Source organism: Streptomyces sp. BI87, from assembly GCF_025957665.1.
Classification (GTDB): Bacteria; Actinomycetota; Actinomycetes; order Streptomycetales; family Streptomycetaceae; genus Streptomyces; species Streptomyces albidoflavus.
Window position 1 is genome coordinate 3,019,097 of the sequence record NZ_CP110079.1, and the last position, 16,425, is coordinate 3,035,521.

15 protein-coding genes are annotated in these 16,425 nt (G+C 73.9%); 2 read left to right on the forward strand and 13 right to left on the reverse strand.

Annotated elements, in window-relative coordinates:
• Positions 1 to 69: 69 nt before the first annotated feature.
• From OIM89_RS13175 to OIM89_RS13210, 8 genes are all read right to left on the reverse strand, one after another.
• The gene (locus OIM89_RS13175; RefSeq protein ID WP_030698273.1) at positions 70 to 1,653 is read right to left on the reverse strand and encodes a DoxX family membrane protein; all 1,584 of its coding nucleotides are present in this window, start codon (positions 1,651 to 1,653) and stop codon (positions 70 to 72) included.
• Between the two features lie 175 nt (positions 1,654 to 1,828).
• On the reverse strand, positions 1,829 to 2,767 hold the full coding sequence (gene rlmB / locus OIM89_RS13180) for a 23S rRNA (guanosine(2251)-2'-O)-methyltransferase RlmB (RefSeq protein ID WP_047465856.1): 939 nt from the start codon (positions 2,765 to 2,767) through the stop codon (positions 1,829 to 1,831).
• Positions 2,768 to 2,907: 140 nt separating this feature from the next.
• Positions 2,908 to 4,308 carry a cysteine--tRNA ligase gene (gene cysS, locus OIM89_RS13185; protein ID WP_030698275.1) on the reverse strand — a complete coding sequence of 467 codons (1,401 nt, stop codon included), beginning with the start codon at positions 4,306 to 4,308 and terminating at the stop codon, positions 2,908 to 2,910.
• Between the two features lie 92 nt (positions 4,309 to 4,400).
• Positions 4,401 to 4,811, reverse strand: a complete 411-nt coding sequence (locus OIM89_RS13190) for a PPOX class F420-dependent oxidoreductase (RefSeq protein ID WP_030698276.1) — start codon at positions 4,809 to 4,811, stop codon at positions 4,401 to 4,403.
• A 50-nt stretch (positions 4,812 to 4,861) separates the two neighbouring features.
• Positions 4,862 to 6,130 (reverse strand): MFS transporter, encoded by a 1,269-nt coding sequence (locus tag OIM89_RS13195; RefSeq protein WP_047465859.1) that lies wholly within the window; start codon positions 6,128 to 6,130, stop codon positions 4,862 to 4,864.
• Entirely contained in the window at positions 6,127 to 7,893 is a 1,767-nt protein-coding gene (locus OIM89_RS13200; RefSeq protein WP_264491290.1) for an ABC transporter permease subunit, read from the reverse strand. Before OIM89_RS13200 ends, OIM89_RS13195 begins: the two co-directional genes overlap by 4 nt.
• 34 nt (positions 7,894 to 7,927) lie before the next feature.
• Positions 7,928 to 9,478, reverse strand: a complete 1,551-nt coding sequence (locus OIM89_RS13205) for an ABC transporter substrate-binding protein (RefSeq protein ID WP_264491291.1) — start codon at positions 9,476 to 9,478, stop codon at positions 7,928 to 7,930.
• 58 nt (positions 9,479 to 9,536) lie between these two features.
• Positions 9,537 to 10,142: a GNAT family N-acetyltransferase gene (locus OIM89_RS13210; RefSeq protein ID WP_030698280.1), complete on the reverse strand. Its 606-nt coding sequence runs from the start codon at positions 10,140 to 10,142 to the stop codon at positions 9,537 to 9,539.
• A 136-nt stretch (positions 10,143 to 10,278) separates the two neighbouring features.
• Here OIM89_RS13210 and OIM89_RS13215 point away from each other — a divergent pair, with 136 nt between their 5' ends.
• Positions 10,279 to 10,557, forward strand: coding sequence for a hypothetical protein (locus tag OIM89_RS13215; RefSeq protein WP_030698281.1), 279 nt, complete (start codon positions 10,279 to 10,281; stop codon positions 10,555 to 10,557).
• Between the two features lie 164 nt (positions 10,558 to 10,721).
• On the opposite strand, the gene ispF is transcribed toward OIM89_RS13215, so the two are convergent.
• From ispF to OIM89_RS13230, 3 genes are all read right to left on the reverse strand, one after another.
• The gene (ispF, locus tag OIM89_RS13220; protein ID WP_264491292.1) at positions 10,722 to 11,234 is read right to left on the reverse strand and encodes a 2-C-methyl-D-erythritol 2,4-cyclodiphosphate synthase; all 513 of its coding nucleotides are present in this window, start codon (positions 11,232 to 11,234) and stop codon (positions 10,722 to 10,724) included.
• A complete protein-coding gene (gene ispD, locus OIM89_RS13225; protein ID WP_030698283.1) occupies positions 11,224 to 12,021 on the reverse strand; it encodes a 2-C-methyl-D-erythritol 4-phosphate cytidylyltransferase in 798 nt (265 codons plus the stop codon). The genes ispF and ispD overlap by 11 nt, the downstream gene beginning before the upstream one ends.
• Before the next feature lie 372 nt (positions 12,022 to 12,393).
• On the reverse strand, positions 12,394 to 12,876 hold the full coding sequence (locus OIM89_RS13230) for a CarD family transcriptional regulator (RefSeq protein WP_003949795.1): 483 nt from the start codon (positions 12,874 to 12,876) through the stop codon (positions 12,394 to 12,396).
• Positions 12,877 to 13,610: 734 nt separating this feature from the next.
• On the opposite strand from OIM89_RS13230, the gene OIM89_RS13235 reads away from it, so the two are divergent.
• The gene (locus OIM89_RS13235) at positions 13,611 to 14,291 is read left to right on the forward strand and encodes a copper chaperone PCu(A)C (RefSeq protein WP_264491293.1); all 681 of its coding nucleotides are present in this window, start codon (positions 13,611 to 13,613) and stop codon (positions 14,289 to 14,291) included.
• A gap of 86 nt (positions 14,292 to 14,377) precedes the next feature.
• Here the strand turns inward: OIM89_RS13235 and OIM89_RS13240 are convergent, their stop codons facing one another.
• Both OIM89_RS13240 and OIM89_RS13245 read right to left on the reverse strand, forming a co-directional pair.
• Positions 14,378 to 15,058: a response regulator transcription factor gene (locus tag OIM89_RS13240; RefSeq protein WP_008410337.1), complete on the reverse strand. Its 681-nt coding sequence runs from the start codon at positions 15,056 to 15,058 to the stop codon at positions 14,378 to 14,380.
• Positions 15,055 to 16,359 (reverse strand): sensor histidine kinase, encoded by a 1,305-nt coding sequence (locus OIM89_RS13245; protein ID WP_030698285.1) that lies wholly within the window; start codon positions 16,357 to 16,359, stop codon positions 15,055 to 15,057. The genes OIM89_RS13240 and OIM89_RS13245 overlap by 4 nt, the downstream gene beginning before the upstream one ends.
• Positions 16,360 to 16,425: the final 66 nt, after the last annotated feature.

Here is a 16,425-nt window from a genome sequence, read left to right on the forward strand (position 1 = left end):
GGCCCCGGACACGTACGCGGTACGTGTCCGGGGCCTTCGCCCGTTCCCGGCGGGAGCCGGGCGGGGGGGTCAGCCGAAGAGGCCGCCGACCAGCTTCGGGCCGCCCCCGCCGCCGTCGGCCGGGTCCTCGCCCGGCTCCTCGGCGCCGCCGCCGTCCCCGGGGCCCGGGCCGCCGCCCGGTTCGCCGGAGCCGCCGCCGGAGGAGTCGTCGCCCGGGCCCGCGCTGGTCTGCGGCGGGGGCTGCGGGGCGTTCTGCTGCGGCGGGGCCTGGCCGGGGCCCTGGGTCTCGGCGGGGGCGGTGGTGCCGGTGCCCGCGGTCTCCCGCTGCTCGGTGCCGGCCGGGCCGCTGCTGGTCTCGGCGGGGCCTTCCGAGGTGGCGCCCGAGGGGGTCTCGTCGGGCCCGGCGGAGGCGTCGGGGCTGCCGGAGACCTGGCCGGACTCGCTGGGCAGCGGCATGCCCGGGACGCTGTTGCGCGGGGCCTCGCCGGGGCCGGGGACGACGACCCGGTCGGCGTCGCGGACGGCGCTGCCGAGCAGGGCGCCGAAGAGCAGGGTGAGGCCGACGGCGACGGTGGCGACGACCAGGCCGCGCTTGAGCACCCACCGCCGCAGCTCCCAGAGCTCGGCGCGCGGGCCGAGCTTGCGCCAGGCGTCGGCGGCGAGCTTGCCGTCGACCGACCAGACCGGGGCACCCGCGATGATCAGCGGGGTCCAGGCGGCCAGGTAGATGACGTCGGACATCGAGTAGACGGGGTTCGCGCGCCAGCTCACCGTGATCAGCAGCCCCGCCGCGAGCACCGCGCCCGCCGAGGCGGCGAGCCGCTGCCACAGGCCGAGCACGGTCAGCACCCCGACCAGGACCTGGAGGAAGGCGACCAGCAGGCCGACCCCGACCGGGTGGTGGACGGCGAAGCCGTGCAGCGGCTCGGCGAACGACCACGGCTGGAGCGAGCCGAGCCACCGCATCAGGGAGCCGCGCTCGCCGCCGTCGAAGTAGGCCGGGTCGCAGAGCTTGCTCATCCCGGCGTAGGCGGTGGCGAAGCCGAGCCCGACGCGCAGCGGCAGCAGGACGACGCCGAGGTTCATCCGCCGGTACGGGTAGTACGCGTGCCGCACGGAGGAGCGGGCCTTGGGGCGGCCGTCCTGGTCGAGGTCGCTGCCGTCGCCGCCGTCGATCCCCGCGCGGTCGTCACCGTCGTCGCCGTCGTAGGCGGGGGTGCCGTGGTGCGGGGTGTACGTGTCGTCGTCGTAGGCGCTGCCGGCCGAGCGCATCCGGGGCAGGAGCGGTTCGCCGGGGGTGTGGCCGGTGAGGGTGGGGATCTCGCCGGTGGCGACCTCGTCGGGGTCGACGCGCGGGATGACCTGGGTGGCGCCGGGCGGGTCGTCGCCGTGCCGGATGCCGGAGGCGCGGACCGCCTGGAGCAGGCCGGTGGTGGCGCCGCCGTCACCGGGCGCGGACCGGCCGGACCAGACGACGGGCGCGCGGCGCCGGGTGACGGTACCGACGACGGGGATGCGCGCGGTGTCGGCCGACGCGCCGCCGGTGAGCCGCGAGATGCGCGGGGACTGCGCCTTCTGCGCGGAGGGGAGCTGTACGCGGAAACTCGCGTGGTTGACGATGACCTGCGCCGGGTCGCAGTGGACTTTCACCATGCTGAGCGGCGCGGGAGTTTCGTCGAACCCTGACGAGCGTCCCCCCGTGGGCGTGCGGGGCGTTCTGGTTTCCACGCTCATCTAACCGAGTGATGCGTGGTTTGGACACTGCCTTGACGCCACCGAATCTGTCCGGGCCCCGTCAAATGATCTTGGAGCCCGGACAGGACGCGGATCAGGCGCGGCGGCGGGCCGCCTCGTAGAGGACGATGCCCGCGGCGACCCCGGCGTTGAGCGACTCGGCGCCACCCGGCATCGGGATGCGGACCCGGATGTCGCAGGTCTCGCCGACCAGCCGGGACAGCCCCTTGCCCTCGCTGCCGACCACGATGGCGACCGGGCCCTCCAGCGCCGGCAGGTCGGTGATGTCGGCCTCGCCGTCGGCGGCCAGGCCGACCACGACGACACCTTCCTTCTTGTACGCCTCCAGGGTCCGCGTCAGGTTGGTGGCGCGGGCCACGGGGGTACGGGCGGCGGCGCCGGCCGAGCTCTTCCAGGCGCCGGCGGTCATGCCCGCGGCGCGGCGCTCGGGAACGACCACTCCGTGGCCGCCGAAGGCGGAGACGGAGCGGACGACGGCGCCGAGGTTGCGCGGGTCGGTGACGCCGTCGAGGAGGACGATCAGCGGGTCCTGCCCGGCGTCGTAGGCGGCCGCCGTCAGGTCCTCGGCGTGCGCGTACTCGTACGGCGGGACCTGGAGGACCAGGCCCTGGTGGTTGAGGCCGTTGGTCATGCGGTCCAGCTCGGGGCGGGGGGCCTCCATGAGGTGGATGCCGCCGCGCTCGGCCGCGAGCGCCAGGGCGTCGCGGACCCGCTCGTCGTTGTCGATGAACTGCTGGACGTAGAGGGTCGAGGCGGGCACGCCGTCGCGCAGGGCCTCGTAGACCGGGTTGCGGCCGACGACCAGCTCGGAGGTGGAGCGCTGGCCGGGGCGGGCCTTGGGGCGGCGGGCCTGCTGCTTCGCCTTGGCGTTGGCGAGGCGGTTCTTCACGTGCCCCTTGCGCGCCTCGGCGGGCGGGGTCGGGCCCTTGCCCTCCAGGCCGCGGCGTCGCTTGCCGCCGCTGCCGATCTGCGCGCCCTTCTTACCGGACATGCGGCGGTTGTTCGCGGCCATGAGGTCTACCTGTTTCCGTCGGGTACTGCGTCAGATGAAGCGGGGTGGTGGTGCCCGGTGGTCCGGACACGCCGCCACCCAGTGTGCCGCCTCGCGGGCGGGGTGGCACACCGGGTGGGGTACGGCGTCCTGGCCGGGGCTCAGCGGGGACCGAGCGTCCAGCGGGGGCCGGTGGGGCTGTCCTCGATGACCAGGCCGGACTGCTGGAGCTGGTCGCGGATGGCGTCGGCGGTCGCCCAGTCCTTGCGGGAGCGGGCGGCCTCGCGCTGGTCGAGGACGAGGCGGACGAGGGTGTCGACGGCACCGTGCAGGTCCTCGCCACGGTCCGCCTCCCCCGCCCAGTGCGGGTCGTACGGGTCGAGGCCGAGGACGCCGAGCATCGCGCGGACCTCGGCGAGGCGGGCGACGGCGGCTTCCTTGTCGTCGGCCGCGAGCGCCGAGTTGCCCTGGCGGACGGTGGTGTGGATGACGGCGAGGGCCTGCGGCACGCCCAGGTCGTCGTCCATCGCCTCGGCGAAGGCGGGCGGCACCTCGGCGGCCGCCTCGGGGGTCTTGCCGGCCTTCTCGGTGACGCGCTGCATGAAGCCCTCGATCCGCGCGAAGGCCGACTCGGCCTCGCGCAGCGCCTCCTCGCTGTACTCGATCATCGAGCGGTAGTGCGGGGTGCCGAGGTAGTAGCGGAGCACGATGGGCCGCCAGTGCTTGACCATCTCGGAGACCAGGACGGAGTTCCCGAGGGACTTCGACATCTTCTCGCCGGCCATGGTGACCCAGGCGTTGTGCACCCAGTACGTGGCGAAGTCGTCGCCGTACGCCTTGGCCTGGGCGATCTCGTTCTCGTGGTGCGGGAAGACCAGGTCGAGGCCGCCGCCGTGGATGTCGAAGGCGGAGCCGAGGTACTTGTGGGCCATCGCCGAGCACTCCAGGTGCCAGCCGGGGCGGCCGCGGCCCCAGGGCGTCTCCCAGCTGGGCTCGCCGGGCTTGGCCGCCTTCCACATGGCGAAGTCGCGCGGGTCCCGCTTGCCCGTCTCGCCCTCGCCGGAGGGCTGGCGCAGCTCGTCGAGGTCCTGGTTGGAGAGTTCCAGGTACTCGGGGAAGGAGCGCACGTCGAAGTAGACGTTGCCGTCGGCCTCGTAGGCGTGGCCGCGTTCGATGAGGCCGCGCATCATCTCGATCATCTCCGGCACGTGGCCGGTGGCGCGGGGCTCGTAGGTGGGCGGGAGGCAGCCGAGGACGTCGTAACCGTCGTTGAAGGCGCGCTCGTTCTCGTAGCCGATCGCCCACCAGGGGCGCTCCTGCTCGGCCGACTTCTTGATGATCTTGTCGTCGATGTCGGTGACGTTCCGGACGAAGGTCACGTCGTAGCCGCGATAGGCGAACCAGCGGCGCAGGATGTCGAAGTTGAGCCCCGAGCGGATGTGCCCGATGTGCGGTGCCGACTGCACGGTGGCGCCGCAGAGGTAGATCGAGACACAGCCCGGCGTCAGGGGGGCGAAGTCACGGATCTGCCGGGCGCTGGTGTCGTACAGCCGAATAGTCACGTCTCCCAGGGTAGTAGGCCCCGGGCAGTGCCCCGCCCCCCGTGCGCGAAGGGCGTCCACTTCGTGACCGAAGGGAGCGGGGTACGGGTGGCTCAGAGGCGGCCGACGACCTTGTCCGGGGTGACGCGGACGACGACGCGGGCGGCGTCCTCGCCCGAGGCCGGGTTGAACTCGGCGTACGACTTGCCGGTGTACTTCCGGGACAGCTCGTCGATCAGCTCCTGGCCGCCCTCCTCGGTGACGGTGGCCCGGCCGCGGATCTCGGCGTAGGTGTACGGCTCGTCGAACGGCTGGACCTGCACGGTGACGCGCGGGTCGCGGCGCAGGTTCTTGGTCTTGCGCCGGTCGACGGTGGTGGAGAAGAGCACGTCGTTCCCGTCCCGCTTCACCCAGACCGGGGACAGCTGCGGGCTGCCGTCGGGCTGGATGGTGGCGACGGTGATGAAGACGGGGGTGTCCAGCTTCTGCTTGAGGGCGTCGCTGAGCTGCGCGGTGTCACTCATCGCGGGAATGCCTCCTGATGCGGATGGTGCCTACGGTTCTCCGCTCACCCCTACCCCGCCGCGCGCCCCGCCTCACCGTCCCCCCGCCCGGACGGCAGCAGTCGCGCCGCCACCGCCCCCGCCAGCGGTACGGCGGCCAGCGCGCCCCACAGCACCGGCGCGGGCGCCTGGAGCAGCAGCCCGCTCGCCGCGCTCCCGCCGAGCACCGCGAGCCCCGACACCGAGGAGAGCGCCCCGGTGGCGAGCCCCAGGTGCCGCCCGTCCACCAGGTCCGGTACGAGTCCCCGGGCGGCCGGGACCAGCAGCATCTGCCCGCAGGTCAGCAGGGTGACCAGGACCGCGCCGGGGAGCAGCCCGCCGGGCCCGCCCGGGGTGACCGGCACCAGGGCGAACCCGGCGGCGACCAGGGCGAGCCCGTAGGTCAGCGCGGTGCGCGGGGCGAGGCGGACGGCGGCGTGCCGGGTCAGCGGGATCTGGGCGGTGACCACCAGCAGGGAGGAGAGGGCGAAGAGCCAGCCCAGGGCGGCCTGGGAGCCGGTGGCCCGCTCCACCTCGGCGGGGAGCGCCAGGTAGAGCTGGTTGTAGGCGAGGAGCCAGGTGCTGTAGGTGAGGCAGAGGACGAGGAAGCGGGGGTTCCGGGCGAGGTGGCGTACGCCGCCGCGCGAACGTGCGCGGTGGACGGCGGCCCGGCGCGGCATCAGCACGGCGTGCCCGGCGAACACGGCGACGAAGACGGCGACACCCGCCGCGCAGGCGGCCCGGAACCCCCAGTCCCCGCCGACGGCGAGGAGCAGCGAGCCGAGCAGCGGTCCGAGGAAGGCCCCGGCCTGTCCGGCGGCGGAGAAGACGGCGAGGGTGCGGGCGCGGGCGGTGCCGTCGGCCTGTTCGCGGTGGACGGCCTCGCGGGCGGTCTCGGACTCGACGGCCGGGGAGAACAGGGCGGCGGCGAAGCCGATCAGCACCACGGCGGCGACCACGGTGACGGTGGAGGCCGCGAAGGCGAGCCAGGCGAAGCCCGCGATCCGCAGCACGCACCCGGCGAGGACGACGGGCCGGGGCCCGTACCGGTCGGTGAGGGCGCCGCCGACGACGAACAGGCCCTGCTGGCTGAAGGTGCGCAGCCCCAGCACCAGTCCGACCAGCCAGCCCGCCATGCCGAGGCCGTCGCCGAGGTGGGTGGCGAGGTAGGGCAGCACGGCGTAGAAGCCGGTGTTGAAGGCGAACTGGGTCCCGGCGAGCAGCCGCAGGTAGGGCGGCAGCCCGGTGACCTCGCGGAGGCTGGAGGTGGCCGGGCGCAGGCGGGTGCCGTTGGTGCTCATGCGGCGGCCTCGCGGGCTGCGGGGGCGGTCGGGGCGGTGGCCGTGGCGGTGTCGGCGCCGGTGCGGCCACGGACGGTGGCGGCCAGCAGGACGGCCAGGGCACCGAGGACGGCGAGCGCGACGGCGGGGGCCAGCACCGCCCAGGGGGCGCGTTCCACGTACGGCATGTTCTCGGAGAGCATCCGGCCCCATTCGGGCGCGGGCGGCTGGGCGCCGAGGCCGAGGAAGCCGAGGGCGGCGAGGGCCAGGGCGAGGGCGGGGACGCGGAGCAGGGCGTGGCGGGTGACCGGGGGCAGCACGGCGGGAAGCAGGTGGCGGCGGAGCAGGTGGACGCGGCCGGCGCCGAGCGAGCGGGTGGCGGCGAGGTGGGGCGCGGCCCGTTCCTGGACGTACAGGGCCTCGGTGTGGGCGGCGAGCGGCGCCCAGGCCACGGCGGCGACGGCGGCGGCCGCGCCCCAGGGTCCGGGTCCGGCGACGGCGGCGGTGAGCAGCCCGGCGAGGACGGCGGGGAGCGCGTTGACGGTCTCGGTGAGGGCGCCCGCGCGCAGGAACCCGGCGGCCAGCCCGAGCAGCAGCGCGGCGGCGGCGACCGCGAAGGCCAGCAGCACGGTACGGGCGGCCCCGTGGCCGAGCCGGGCCAGCACGTCGCGGCCGAGCGCGTCGGTGCCGAAGGGGTGCGCGGCCGAGGGCGGCAGCAGCCGGGCGGCGGCGTCCACGTGCAGCGGGTCGCGCAGCAGCCCCGCGAGGAGCACGGCGCCGAACACCACGGCGAGCACGACCGCCCCCGCCGCGACCCCCTTGCGCGCGGGCAGCCGGGGCGCGACCAGCGCGGGCAGCGCCCGGTCGGTCAGGGCCGGGCCGAGCAGCACCCGGCTCAGCAGCCGTACGGCGAGGGCGGCGACCAGCCCCGTCAGCAGCAGCATCAGCACGGCGGCCTGGAGGACGGGCAGATCCTGGGCGAGGGCGCCGGCCAGCGCGGTGGAGCCGAGCCCCGGCACGGCGAAGAGGGTCTCGACGGCGACCGCGCTGCCGGTCAGCCCCACCACCACCAGCCCGCCCTGCGGCAGCAGCCCCGGCAGGGTGCGGCGCAGGGCGTGCCGGGCGATGCGGCGCGGCGGCAGCCCGGCGGCGGTGGCGGCCTTGGCCCAGGGTTCGGCGAAGGCGGCCGGGAGCGCGTCGTCGAGGAGGCGGCCGAGCAGGGCCCCGGCGGGTACGCCCATGGCGAGGGCGGGCAGCACCGCCTGGGCCGGGGTTCCCCAGCCGAGCGCCGGGAACCAGCCGAGGTGGACGGCGAACACCGTGGCCAGCACGGCGGCCAGCAGGAATTCGGGGAGCGCGGCGAGGACGGCGGCGAGGACCCCGGCCCGGGTGGTGGTGGCCTCCCGGCGGGCGCCCCGGCGCAGGGTGCGGGCGCTCAGGGCGAGGGCGAGCACCAAGGCGACGGCGAGCGAGACGCCCATCAGCGACAGCGAGGTGGTGAGCGCGGCCGTGACGTCCGGGCCGACCGGCTGCCCGGAGACCCAGGAGGTGCCCAGGTCGCCGTGGAGCAGCCCGCCGGCCCAGCCGCCGAGCACGTGCGCGGGCCCGCCGTCGAGGCCGGTCTCGGCGCGGATGGCGTCGAGGACCTCGGGGGTGGGCTGCCGGTCGCTGTAGCGGGCGTGCAGGATCGTCAGCGCCGGGTCGGTCGTGGTCAGCCAGGGCAGCAGGCCGACCAGGGCGAGGACGGCGAGCAGGGTGAGGGCTCGCCCGGCGAGGTGCTTCACGTCGGTGGCGGTCGTGGTCGCGGTGGCGGGCCGGTCAGCGCAGCCGGGTGTCGGCGGTGATCAGGCGGCGCTCCATCGGGTCGAGGGCGACCCCGTCGACCTTCCCGGAGTCGAAGCCCTGCACGAACCGCTCGTGGACCAGCGGCACGGCGGCGTCGGCACCCAGGATCTTCGCCTCGGCCTCCATCTCGGCGGCGTGCCGCGCGTCCAGCCCGTCCGTCCCGGCGGCCTTCGCCACGGCCTCGTCCACGCCCTTGTCGCAGAGCTGCGCGATGTTGAAGCTGCCCTCGCAGGTGAAGTCGGAGCCGAGGTAGGAGACCGGGTCGGCGGTGTCGAGCAGGGTGTTCCGGGCCTGGATGAAGGCGTCGTACCTGCCCGCCAGCGCGTCCGCCTCCATCTGCGCGTAGTCCCGCACGTACTGCTTGACGGTGAACCCGCGCGCCTGAAGCTGCTGCTGGACGGCGGAGGCGACCTCGGGCAGCTCGGGCCGGTTGGTGTACGTGGCGAGCACGATCTCCTTCGTCTTCGCCACCTCGGCCTTGCTCGCGGCCTTCGCCCGCCCCTCGGGCGCCTTGCGCGCCTCGGCGGCCCACCGCACACCCGGCCCGAGCAGCCCCCGCGCGGTGTCGGCGCGCCCCTCGTAGACCCCGTCGACCAGCGCCTTCGAGTCGATCGCCGACCGCGCGGCGGCCCGTACGGCCGGGTCGGCGAAGACCCCGTTCTCCGTGTTCAGGTAGAGCGTGTTGGTGCGCGCGGTCGGCACCTCGTGGATCTGCTTCTCCTCCAGCAGCGAGGCCTGCGCCACCGGCACGTACTCGGCGATGTCGGCCGTCCCGGTCCGCAGCGCGTTGGCCCGCGCGGTCCCGTCGGCGACGAACTTCACGTCGACACCGGACGCCTTCGCCTTCCCGCCCCAGTACGTGTCGTTCCGCTCCAGCTTCGCGGAGACGGCCCCGTTCACCTCGGACAGCGTGTACGGCCCGGTCGCGTGCCCGGCCGGATTCACCTTGCCGCCCTTCTCGCCCTTCTCGTACGCCCCCTCCGAGAGGATCGCGAGCGAGGCGTTGGCGAGGCGCTGGGGCAGCAGCGGATCGGCCTCGTCCGTGGTGATCCGGACGGTGCGCTTCCCCTCCGCCTCCGCCGTCAGCCGCACATCACTGAGGACCCGCGGCCTGGGCGAGGCGTCCTGCGCGGCGGCCAGCGACCGTACGACCGCCTCGGCGTCGACGGCGTCGCCGTCCTGGAACCGGGCGTCGCGCAGGGTGAACTCCCAGCCCTTCGCCCCGTCCCGCTGCCACTTCGTGGCGAGTGCGGGCCTGGCGGCGCCCTCCTCGTCGATCCGGGTCAGCCCCTCGACGACGGAGAGCCGGCTGAGCGTCACCGCGTCGTCCCCGTACGGCGACATGGCCTGCGCGGGCGGGAACGCCATGACGGCACGCAGCCGCTGGTCACCCCCGCCGGACGCGCCCCCGTCGGTCGAGCCGCCGCAGGCGGCGACGGGGACGAGCAGCGCGGCGGCCCCCAGCGCGAGCAGGGGACGGCGGCGGACAGAGTACTTCGACGACTGGGACGACTGGGACGACATGGGCGCGACCTTATATGAAAACGATTGTCATAAGAAAGGGGGATGCGGGCGTACCGGCTCAGGCGGGAGCGACGGCCGGCCGGCCCAGCCCCACCACCGGCACCTCGAAGTGCACGATCCCCTGCCCGCCCCCGGGCAGCGCCCGCTCGTCGCAGACCTCCTCGGCGGTGGCCCGCCAGAACGCCTCGGCCCCGGGCACCGACGGGTCGGTGTGCAGGTAGACCCGCTCGTACCCGCCGGCCCGCACCACGAAGTCGCACAGCTCCCGCACCAGACGCCGGGCGAGCCCGTGGCGCCGGTGCTCGGGACGTACGTAGATCCGGCAGAGCTGGGCGGTGCTGCCCGAGGGGAAGCGGTCGGCGACCCACCGCGGGTTGGGCGGCGCGGCCGGACCCCGGTCACGGACGGCGCCGGTGGCGACGATCTCCCCGTCCCGCTCGACGACGAGCAGCGTGCACCGCTCGGGCTCCAGGTAGGCGGCGGCCGGATCGATGATGTCGGCGTGCCAGCGGGGCACGTACCCGGACCGCAGATCCCGGTAGACCGTGTCGAGCATCACGGCCCGGGCCCCCGGGACATCGGCCTCCGACGCGGTCCGCACCACATACGCGTCCCGCTCGGCCCGCTCCCGGACGCCCGCTTCCACTCCGGCCACCACAGCCATCCCGCCTGCCACCAGCCCCTCATCAGCCACACGAACCTGCCCCGCCAGCGTACGTGCAACTGATGTGCAGAAGGGGTCCCCCCTCTTCCGGAAGCACCCCCTCCGCCCTGTCGGACCCCCCTGCCACCCTGCCCCCATGGACAGCGACGACGAACGACTTCTCCGCGGCCGCGTCTACGGACACGACCCCACCGCCCCCGAAGCCGCCCCGCTCCCGGGCCACCACTACGCCGAACTCGTGGGCGGCCCCCTCGACGGCCTCCTCCTGGACATCACCACCGTCCCCCCGGAGGCCCGCCCGGAAGGCGCTGCCCTCCCCACCGCCCTCAGCACCCACGGCCCCGAAGGCCGCTCCCTCTACCAACCCCGCCCCACCGCCCCGTCCCGCTGGGACTGGCGAGGAGACCTCCGCTGACCAGAACCAAGCCCGGCCGGCGCTTGAGGCCATCGGTGACCGGCACGGTCGATCCCACCGCGCCCCAAGACAGCCCGGCCGGCGCTTGAGGCCATCGGTGACCGGCACGGTCGATCCCACCGCGCCCCAAAACAGCCCGGCCGGCGCTTGAGGCCAAACCAAGCTCAGCCCACCCGGTACACCAACGCGGTGGCGATCGCCGCCAACCCCTCACCCCGCCCGGTGAGCCCCAGCCCATCCGTCGTGGTCCCGGACACGGACACAGGCGCCCCGACAGCCTCGGACAAGGCAGCCATGGCCTCAGCACGCCGCTTCCCCACCTTGGGCCGCACCCCGATCACCTGCACAGCCACGTTCCCGACCTGGAACCCCTCGGCCCGCACGATCCGCGCGGCCTCACCGAGAAGCGCGACGCCGGACGCGCCGGCCCACTCGGGCCGAGAGGTCCCGAAGTGCGCCCCCAGATCCCCGAGGCCCGCGGCCGAGAAGAGCGCGTCGCACGCCGCGTGCGCGGCCACGTCCCCGTCGGAGTGCCCGGCGAGCCCGAACTCCTCCCCCTCCCAGAGCAGCCCGGCACACCACAGCTGACGCCCCCGCTCGAAGGCGTGCACATCGGTCCCGATCCCGACCAGCGGCATCGCGAACCCGCCCCCGCCCGGGAGCGTCTCAGTACCCATCGTTGGCCCTCCTGCGCGCCAGTACCGCTTCGGCCAGCACGAGATCGAGCGGCCGTGTCACCTTGAACGCCTCTTCGTGCCCGGGCACGACCACGACCGGCAGCCCCAGCCGCTCGCAGAGCCCGGCGTCGTCGGTGGCGCCCTCGCCCTGCACGGGCCCCTGCCGGTGCGCCCGGTCGAGCGCCTCGCGGTCGAACCCCTGCGGCGTCTGCACCGCCCGCAGCCGCGCCCGCTCGGGCGTCGCCACCACGGGTTCACCGGGCCCGGTGGCACCCTCGGCGAGTGCCCCGACCTCCTTGACGGTGTCGCTGAGCGGCAGCCCGGGCACGACGGCCGGGGCCCCGCCCCGCACCGCCGCCACGACGCCGTCGACGATGTCCACCGGCACCAGCGGCCGCGCCGCGTCGTGCACCAGGACGGTCGTCACGTCGGCGGGCAGCGCGTCGAGCCCGCGCCGTACCGACTCCTGCCGGGTCTCGCCGCCGGCCACCACCACGATGTCGGTCTCGTCGCCGCCCCCGGCCCGCGCGGGAGCGAAGGAGGGCGCCTCGGTGGGGTGGAGGTGGTCGTCGACCATGGCGCGCACCTCGGCGACGCCGTCGGGCGGGGCGACCACCACGACCAGGGACACGGCGCGCGAGGCCGCCATGGCCCGGACGGCGTGGACGAGCATGGGAGTTCCGTGCAGCGTACGCAGGGCTTTCGGGGTGCCGGGGCCGAGCCGCACACCGCGGCCGGCCGCCGGGATCACCACCGCCGTGCGGGGCGCCTGGGTTTCGTCAGTCATCGGTTCCGTTCAGGTTTGTACGCTCGGGCGTCCTGGGTATGGCCACCAACGTGCCGGGCGCGACGTCTGGACCGGACCCTTCCGTGACTTCCGGTCGAGCCGTTCACCGGGGACCCGGCACGTCCAGCAGCGACACGCCGGGGGCCTTCCGACCGCAGACGCGACACCACACCGCACGCGGCACGCGACGATCAGTATCCCGGTACGCCAGAGGGGCACACCGGCAGGCGTGCCCCTCTTTCGTGGCTCACTTTCCTCACAGCCCGCTTCTCCGTCCGGGCATGCCGAATCGCCCGGTGAAGAAGATCAACGGGCGATACGGCAGATGGACGTGCGCGCTTCACGCCACGCCGCTCCGCGAGGAGCGGGGTGTCAGGAGGCGAGCACCTCGTCGAGGAGGGCCTCGGCCTTGTCCTCGTTGGTGTTCTCGGCCAGCGCCAGCTCGCTGACCAGGATCTGGCGAGCCTTCGCCAGCATGCGCTTCTCACCGGCGGACAGACCGCGCTCGCGCTCCCGGCGCCACAGGTCGCGGACGACCTCGGCGACGCGGATCACATCGCCCGACGCCAGCTTCTCCAGATTCGCCTTGTAGCGTCGGGACCAGTTGGTCGGCTCCTCGGCATACGGCGCGCGCAGCACCTCGAAGACCCGGTCCAGACCGTCCTGGCCCACTACGTCGCGCACGCCGACCAGCTCCGCGTTGTCCGCGGGCACACGCACCGTCAGGTCGCCTTGCGCGACCTTGAGAACCAGGTAGTTCTTGTCCACACCCTTGATCTGACGAGTTTCGATTGCCTCGATCAGCGCGGCCCCGTGATGGGGATAGACCACGGTGTCGCCAACCTTGAACGTCATGTGACAGGTACCCCTTCCGTGGCTATCAAGGGTAACACGAGAATCGGGGCCCTTGAATGGCGTTTTCGCAGGTCAGGCCATATCTCAGGGCTTGACAACAACAACGCGAACGTGCTGCGAAGGGGCCGCGGAACGAGGTATTCGCAGGTCGGGGCAGCTCTCCGGGGAAAGGGAAACGCGTACGTTACAGGTAGTTGAAGCCGTAAAGGAAGGGCTCTATGTCCTGTTTTGTCCGGTACGGTGACCCCCTGTACGGCTCCCGCGTTCGAGGGACCGCGTCACACTTCCCGGCATTGCCGGAATTGATCACGCGGGTGCGTCCGGAGCCGCCGGAGGGGCCGGCTCGGGGCCGCCGGGGAAACGCCGGGCGGGATCACGGCACGATCACGGGGTGATCACGCGGCGCGGCGTGGGGCGAGAAGCGGCGGGGCTCTGATCCTTTTCCCCGGCGCCCATGCATTCCTTACCGAAAAACCCGGGAATCCCCCTCATCGGAGCCCCCCGCGCATTTCCGCATTGCCGGGCCCCGGGGCGTACGCCGGTCGCGCCCCGCGCGCCCTCGTGGCGGGGGACGTAGGGCCGCCCGGGGTGTCCCTGGTCCAGGTGGAGGCGGGTCGGGTGAATCCCGGTGGCGACGGCTCGGTAACCTGATCACGCTTGACCGGGAGGGTCCCGATGCGCCCCTTGTCCCGTACCGACCTCGTTCCGTCCTCGTTCAAGGAGTTGCCCGCACCGTGAGCAGCAGCCTTCGACGCGGCGCCCTCGCCGCCGCCGCCATCGCGTTCTCGATCGCCTCGCTCGCCTCGTGCGCCGCAGGGAACAACGCCGAGACCCACCAGATCAACCCGGACAACGCACGGGCCACGGTGGGCGACATCATGGTCCAGAACGCCGTGGTCGTGACCCAGCCCGACCTCGAGTCGACCGGTCCCGCGATCGTCGCCGCCACGATCTTCAACAACGGCACCAAGGACCAGACCCTCGACTCGGTCGTGGTCGACGGCGTGGACAAGAAGGCCGAACTGACCGCCGCGCAGGGCAACGGCAAGCTGACCGTCCCGGCCGGAGGCAGCCTCGTCGTCGGCGGCAAGGACAACGCGTCCGCGGTCCTGCCCAGCAGCCGCACCGCCGTCCTCGACGGCAACGCGCAGGCCATCACCTTCACGTTCAGCCGCACGGGTGACGTGAAGCTGAACACCCTGGTCGTCCCGGCCACCAACTACTTCGAGAAGTGGGGCCCGAGCGAGATGCCGAGCGCCCCCGCCTCGGGCAGCCCGTCTCCGGACACCTCCGCGAGCCCCGGTGAGGGTTCCGAGACCCCGGCCGACGAGACCGGCGGCCCCACCGAAGGCGCTGAGGGCGCCGAGGGCGCCGAGGGCGGGGCGGCCGGCGAGGCGTCGCACGCCGGGCACTGAGACCCGTACGTACGTGAGGAGGGCGGGACCCGGTCCGGGTCCCGCCCTCCTCACGTGTTCCGGCCCCGCGTGGGGGCCGGGCCCTGTCAGGGCTCGAACTTGTAGCCGAGGCCGCGCACGGTGACCAGGTAGCGCGGGGCGCCCGGGTCCGGCTCGATCTTGGCGCGCAGGCGCTTGACGTGGACGTCGAGGGTCTTGGTGTCGCCCACGTAGTCGGCGCCCCAGACCCGGTCGATGAGCTGCATCCGGGTCAGCACGCGTCCGGCGTTGCGCAGCAGCATCTCCAGCAGGTCGAACTCCTTGAGCGGCAGGTCGACCTTGCCGCCGGAGACGGTCACCACGTGCCGGTCGACGTCCATCCGCACCGGTCCGGCCTCCAGGGCCTGCGGTACGGCCTCCTCCGGTTCGCCCCGGCGGCGCAGCACGGCGCGGATACGGGCGACCAGCTCGCGCGAGGAGAAGGGCTTGGTGACGTAGTCGTCGGCCCCTATCTCCAGGCCGACGACCTTGTCGATCTCGCTGTCCTTCGCGGTGACCATGATCACCGGCACGTTGGAGCGGCCGCGCAGCTGGCGGCAGACCTCGGTGCCGGGGAGTCCGGGCAGCATCAGGTCGAGCAGGACCAGGTCGGCGCCGTTGCGCTCGAACTCGTCGAGTCCCTCGGGCCCGGTGGCCGCGATGGCGACCTCGAAACCCTCCTTGCGGAGCATGTAGGACAGAGCGTCGCTGAAGGATTCCTCATCCTCGACGACGAGCACTCGGGTCACGGAAGGACCTCCGGGGCAGGAAGAACGGATGGTGGGGCGGAAAGCGGTACGGGTACGTCGTCGGTGGCGCGGGCGGCGGTCGCGCCGGAGGCGTCCGGGCCGCCCGTCTCAGGCCGGGGCCGTGCCTTCGGCTTCGTACGGCGGTCGCGGGTGGCGCCGGCCTCGGGGAGGCGGAGGGTGAAGGTCGAGCCCTGGCCCTCGGAGCTCCAGACGGTGACCTCGCCGCCGTGCGAGGCGGCGACGTGTTTGACGATGGCGAGGCCGAGGCCGGTGCCGCCGGTGGCGCGGGAGCGGGCGGGGTCGACGCGGTAGAAGCGTTCGAAGATCCGCTCGCGGTCCTTCTCGGATATGCCGATGCCCTGGTCGGTGACGGTGATGTCGATGTACGCGCCGTCGGGCTCGGCGACCCGGCGGGCGGCGACGCCGACGCGGGTGCGGGGCGGGGAGTAGTTGACGGCGTTCTCGACGAGGTTGCCCAGCGCGCCGACCAGGGCACCCCGGCTGCCCCAGACGAAGAGGTCGATGTCGCCGCCCCAGCTCATGGTGATCTGCTTGTGGGCGGCGGCCTGGCGGCTGCGGTCCATCGCCTCGGCGATCAGCTCGTCGACGTCGACGGGCTCGGCGTCCTCCATCGGGTCGTCGTTCTGCACCCGGGAGAGGTCGATCAGCTCCTGGACGAGGCTGGTGAGCCGGGTCGCCTCGATCTCCATCCGCCCGGCGAACCGCTCGACCGCCTCCGGGTCGTCGGCCGCGTCCCGGACCGCCTCGGAGAGCAGGGAGAGGGCGCCGACCGGGGTCTTCAGCTCGTGGCTGACGTTGGCGACGAAGTCGCGGCGGACCGCCTCGATCCGGCGGGCCTCGGTGAGGTCCTCGACCAGCAGCAGTACCAGGCGGGAGCCGAGCGGGGCGACCCGCGCGGAGACGGCGAGCCCGTCCCCCCGGCCGGCGCCCCGGCGGGGCAGGTCCAGCTCGGCCTGGCGTATCTCGCCGTCGCGCCGGGTGTCGCGGGCCATCTTCAGCATCGGCTCGACGGCCAGCTTGCCGCCCCGCACCAGCCCGAGGGCGTACGCGGCGGAGCTGGCCTTGACCACGCCGTCACCCTCGTCGAGAACGACGGCGGAGGAGCGGAGGGCGGACAGGACCGTGTCGACGCCCGCGGGCAGCACCGGGGTGCTGTGCAGGGAGGAGCGGGTGGGCCGCCGCAGCTCGCGTTCGCTCCAGCGGAACGCCAGCATCGCGATGACACCGGTGCACACCCCGGCGATCGCGGCCACCGCGGCCACTGCCGTGTTCACGTCCATGTGTCCAGGTTATGCGCGCGGAACCCCCCGCTCACAGCGACGGGAGTGCGGCCCGCACCACTCGTC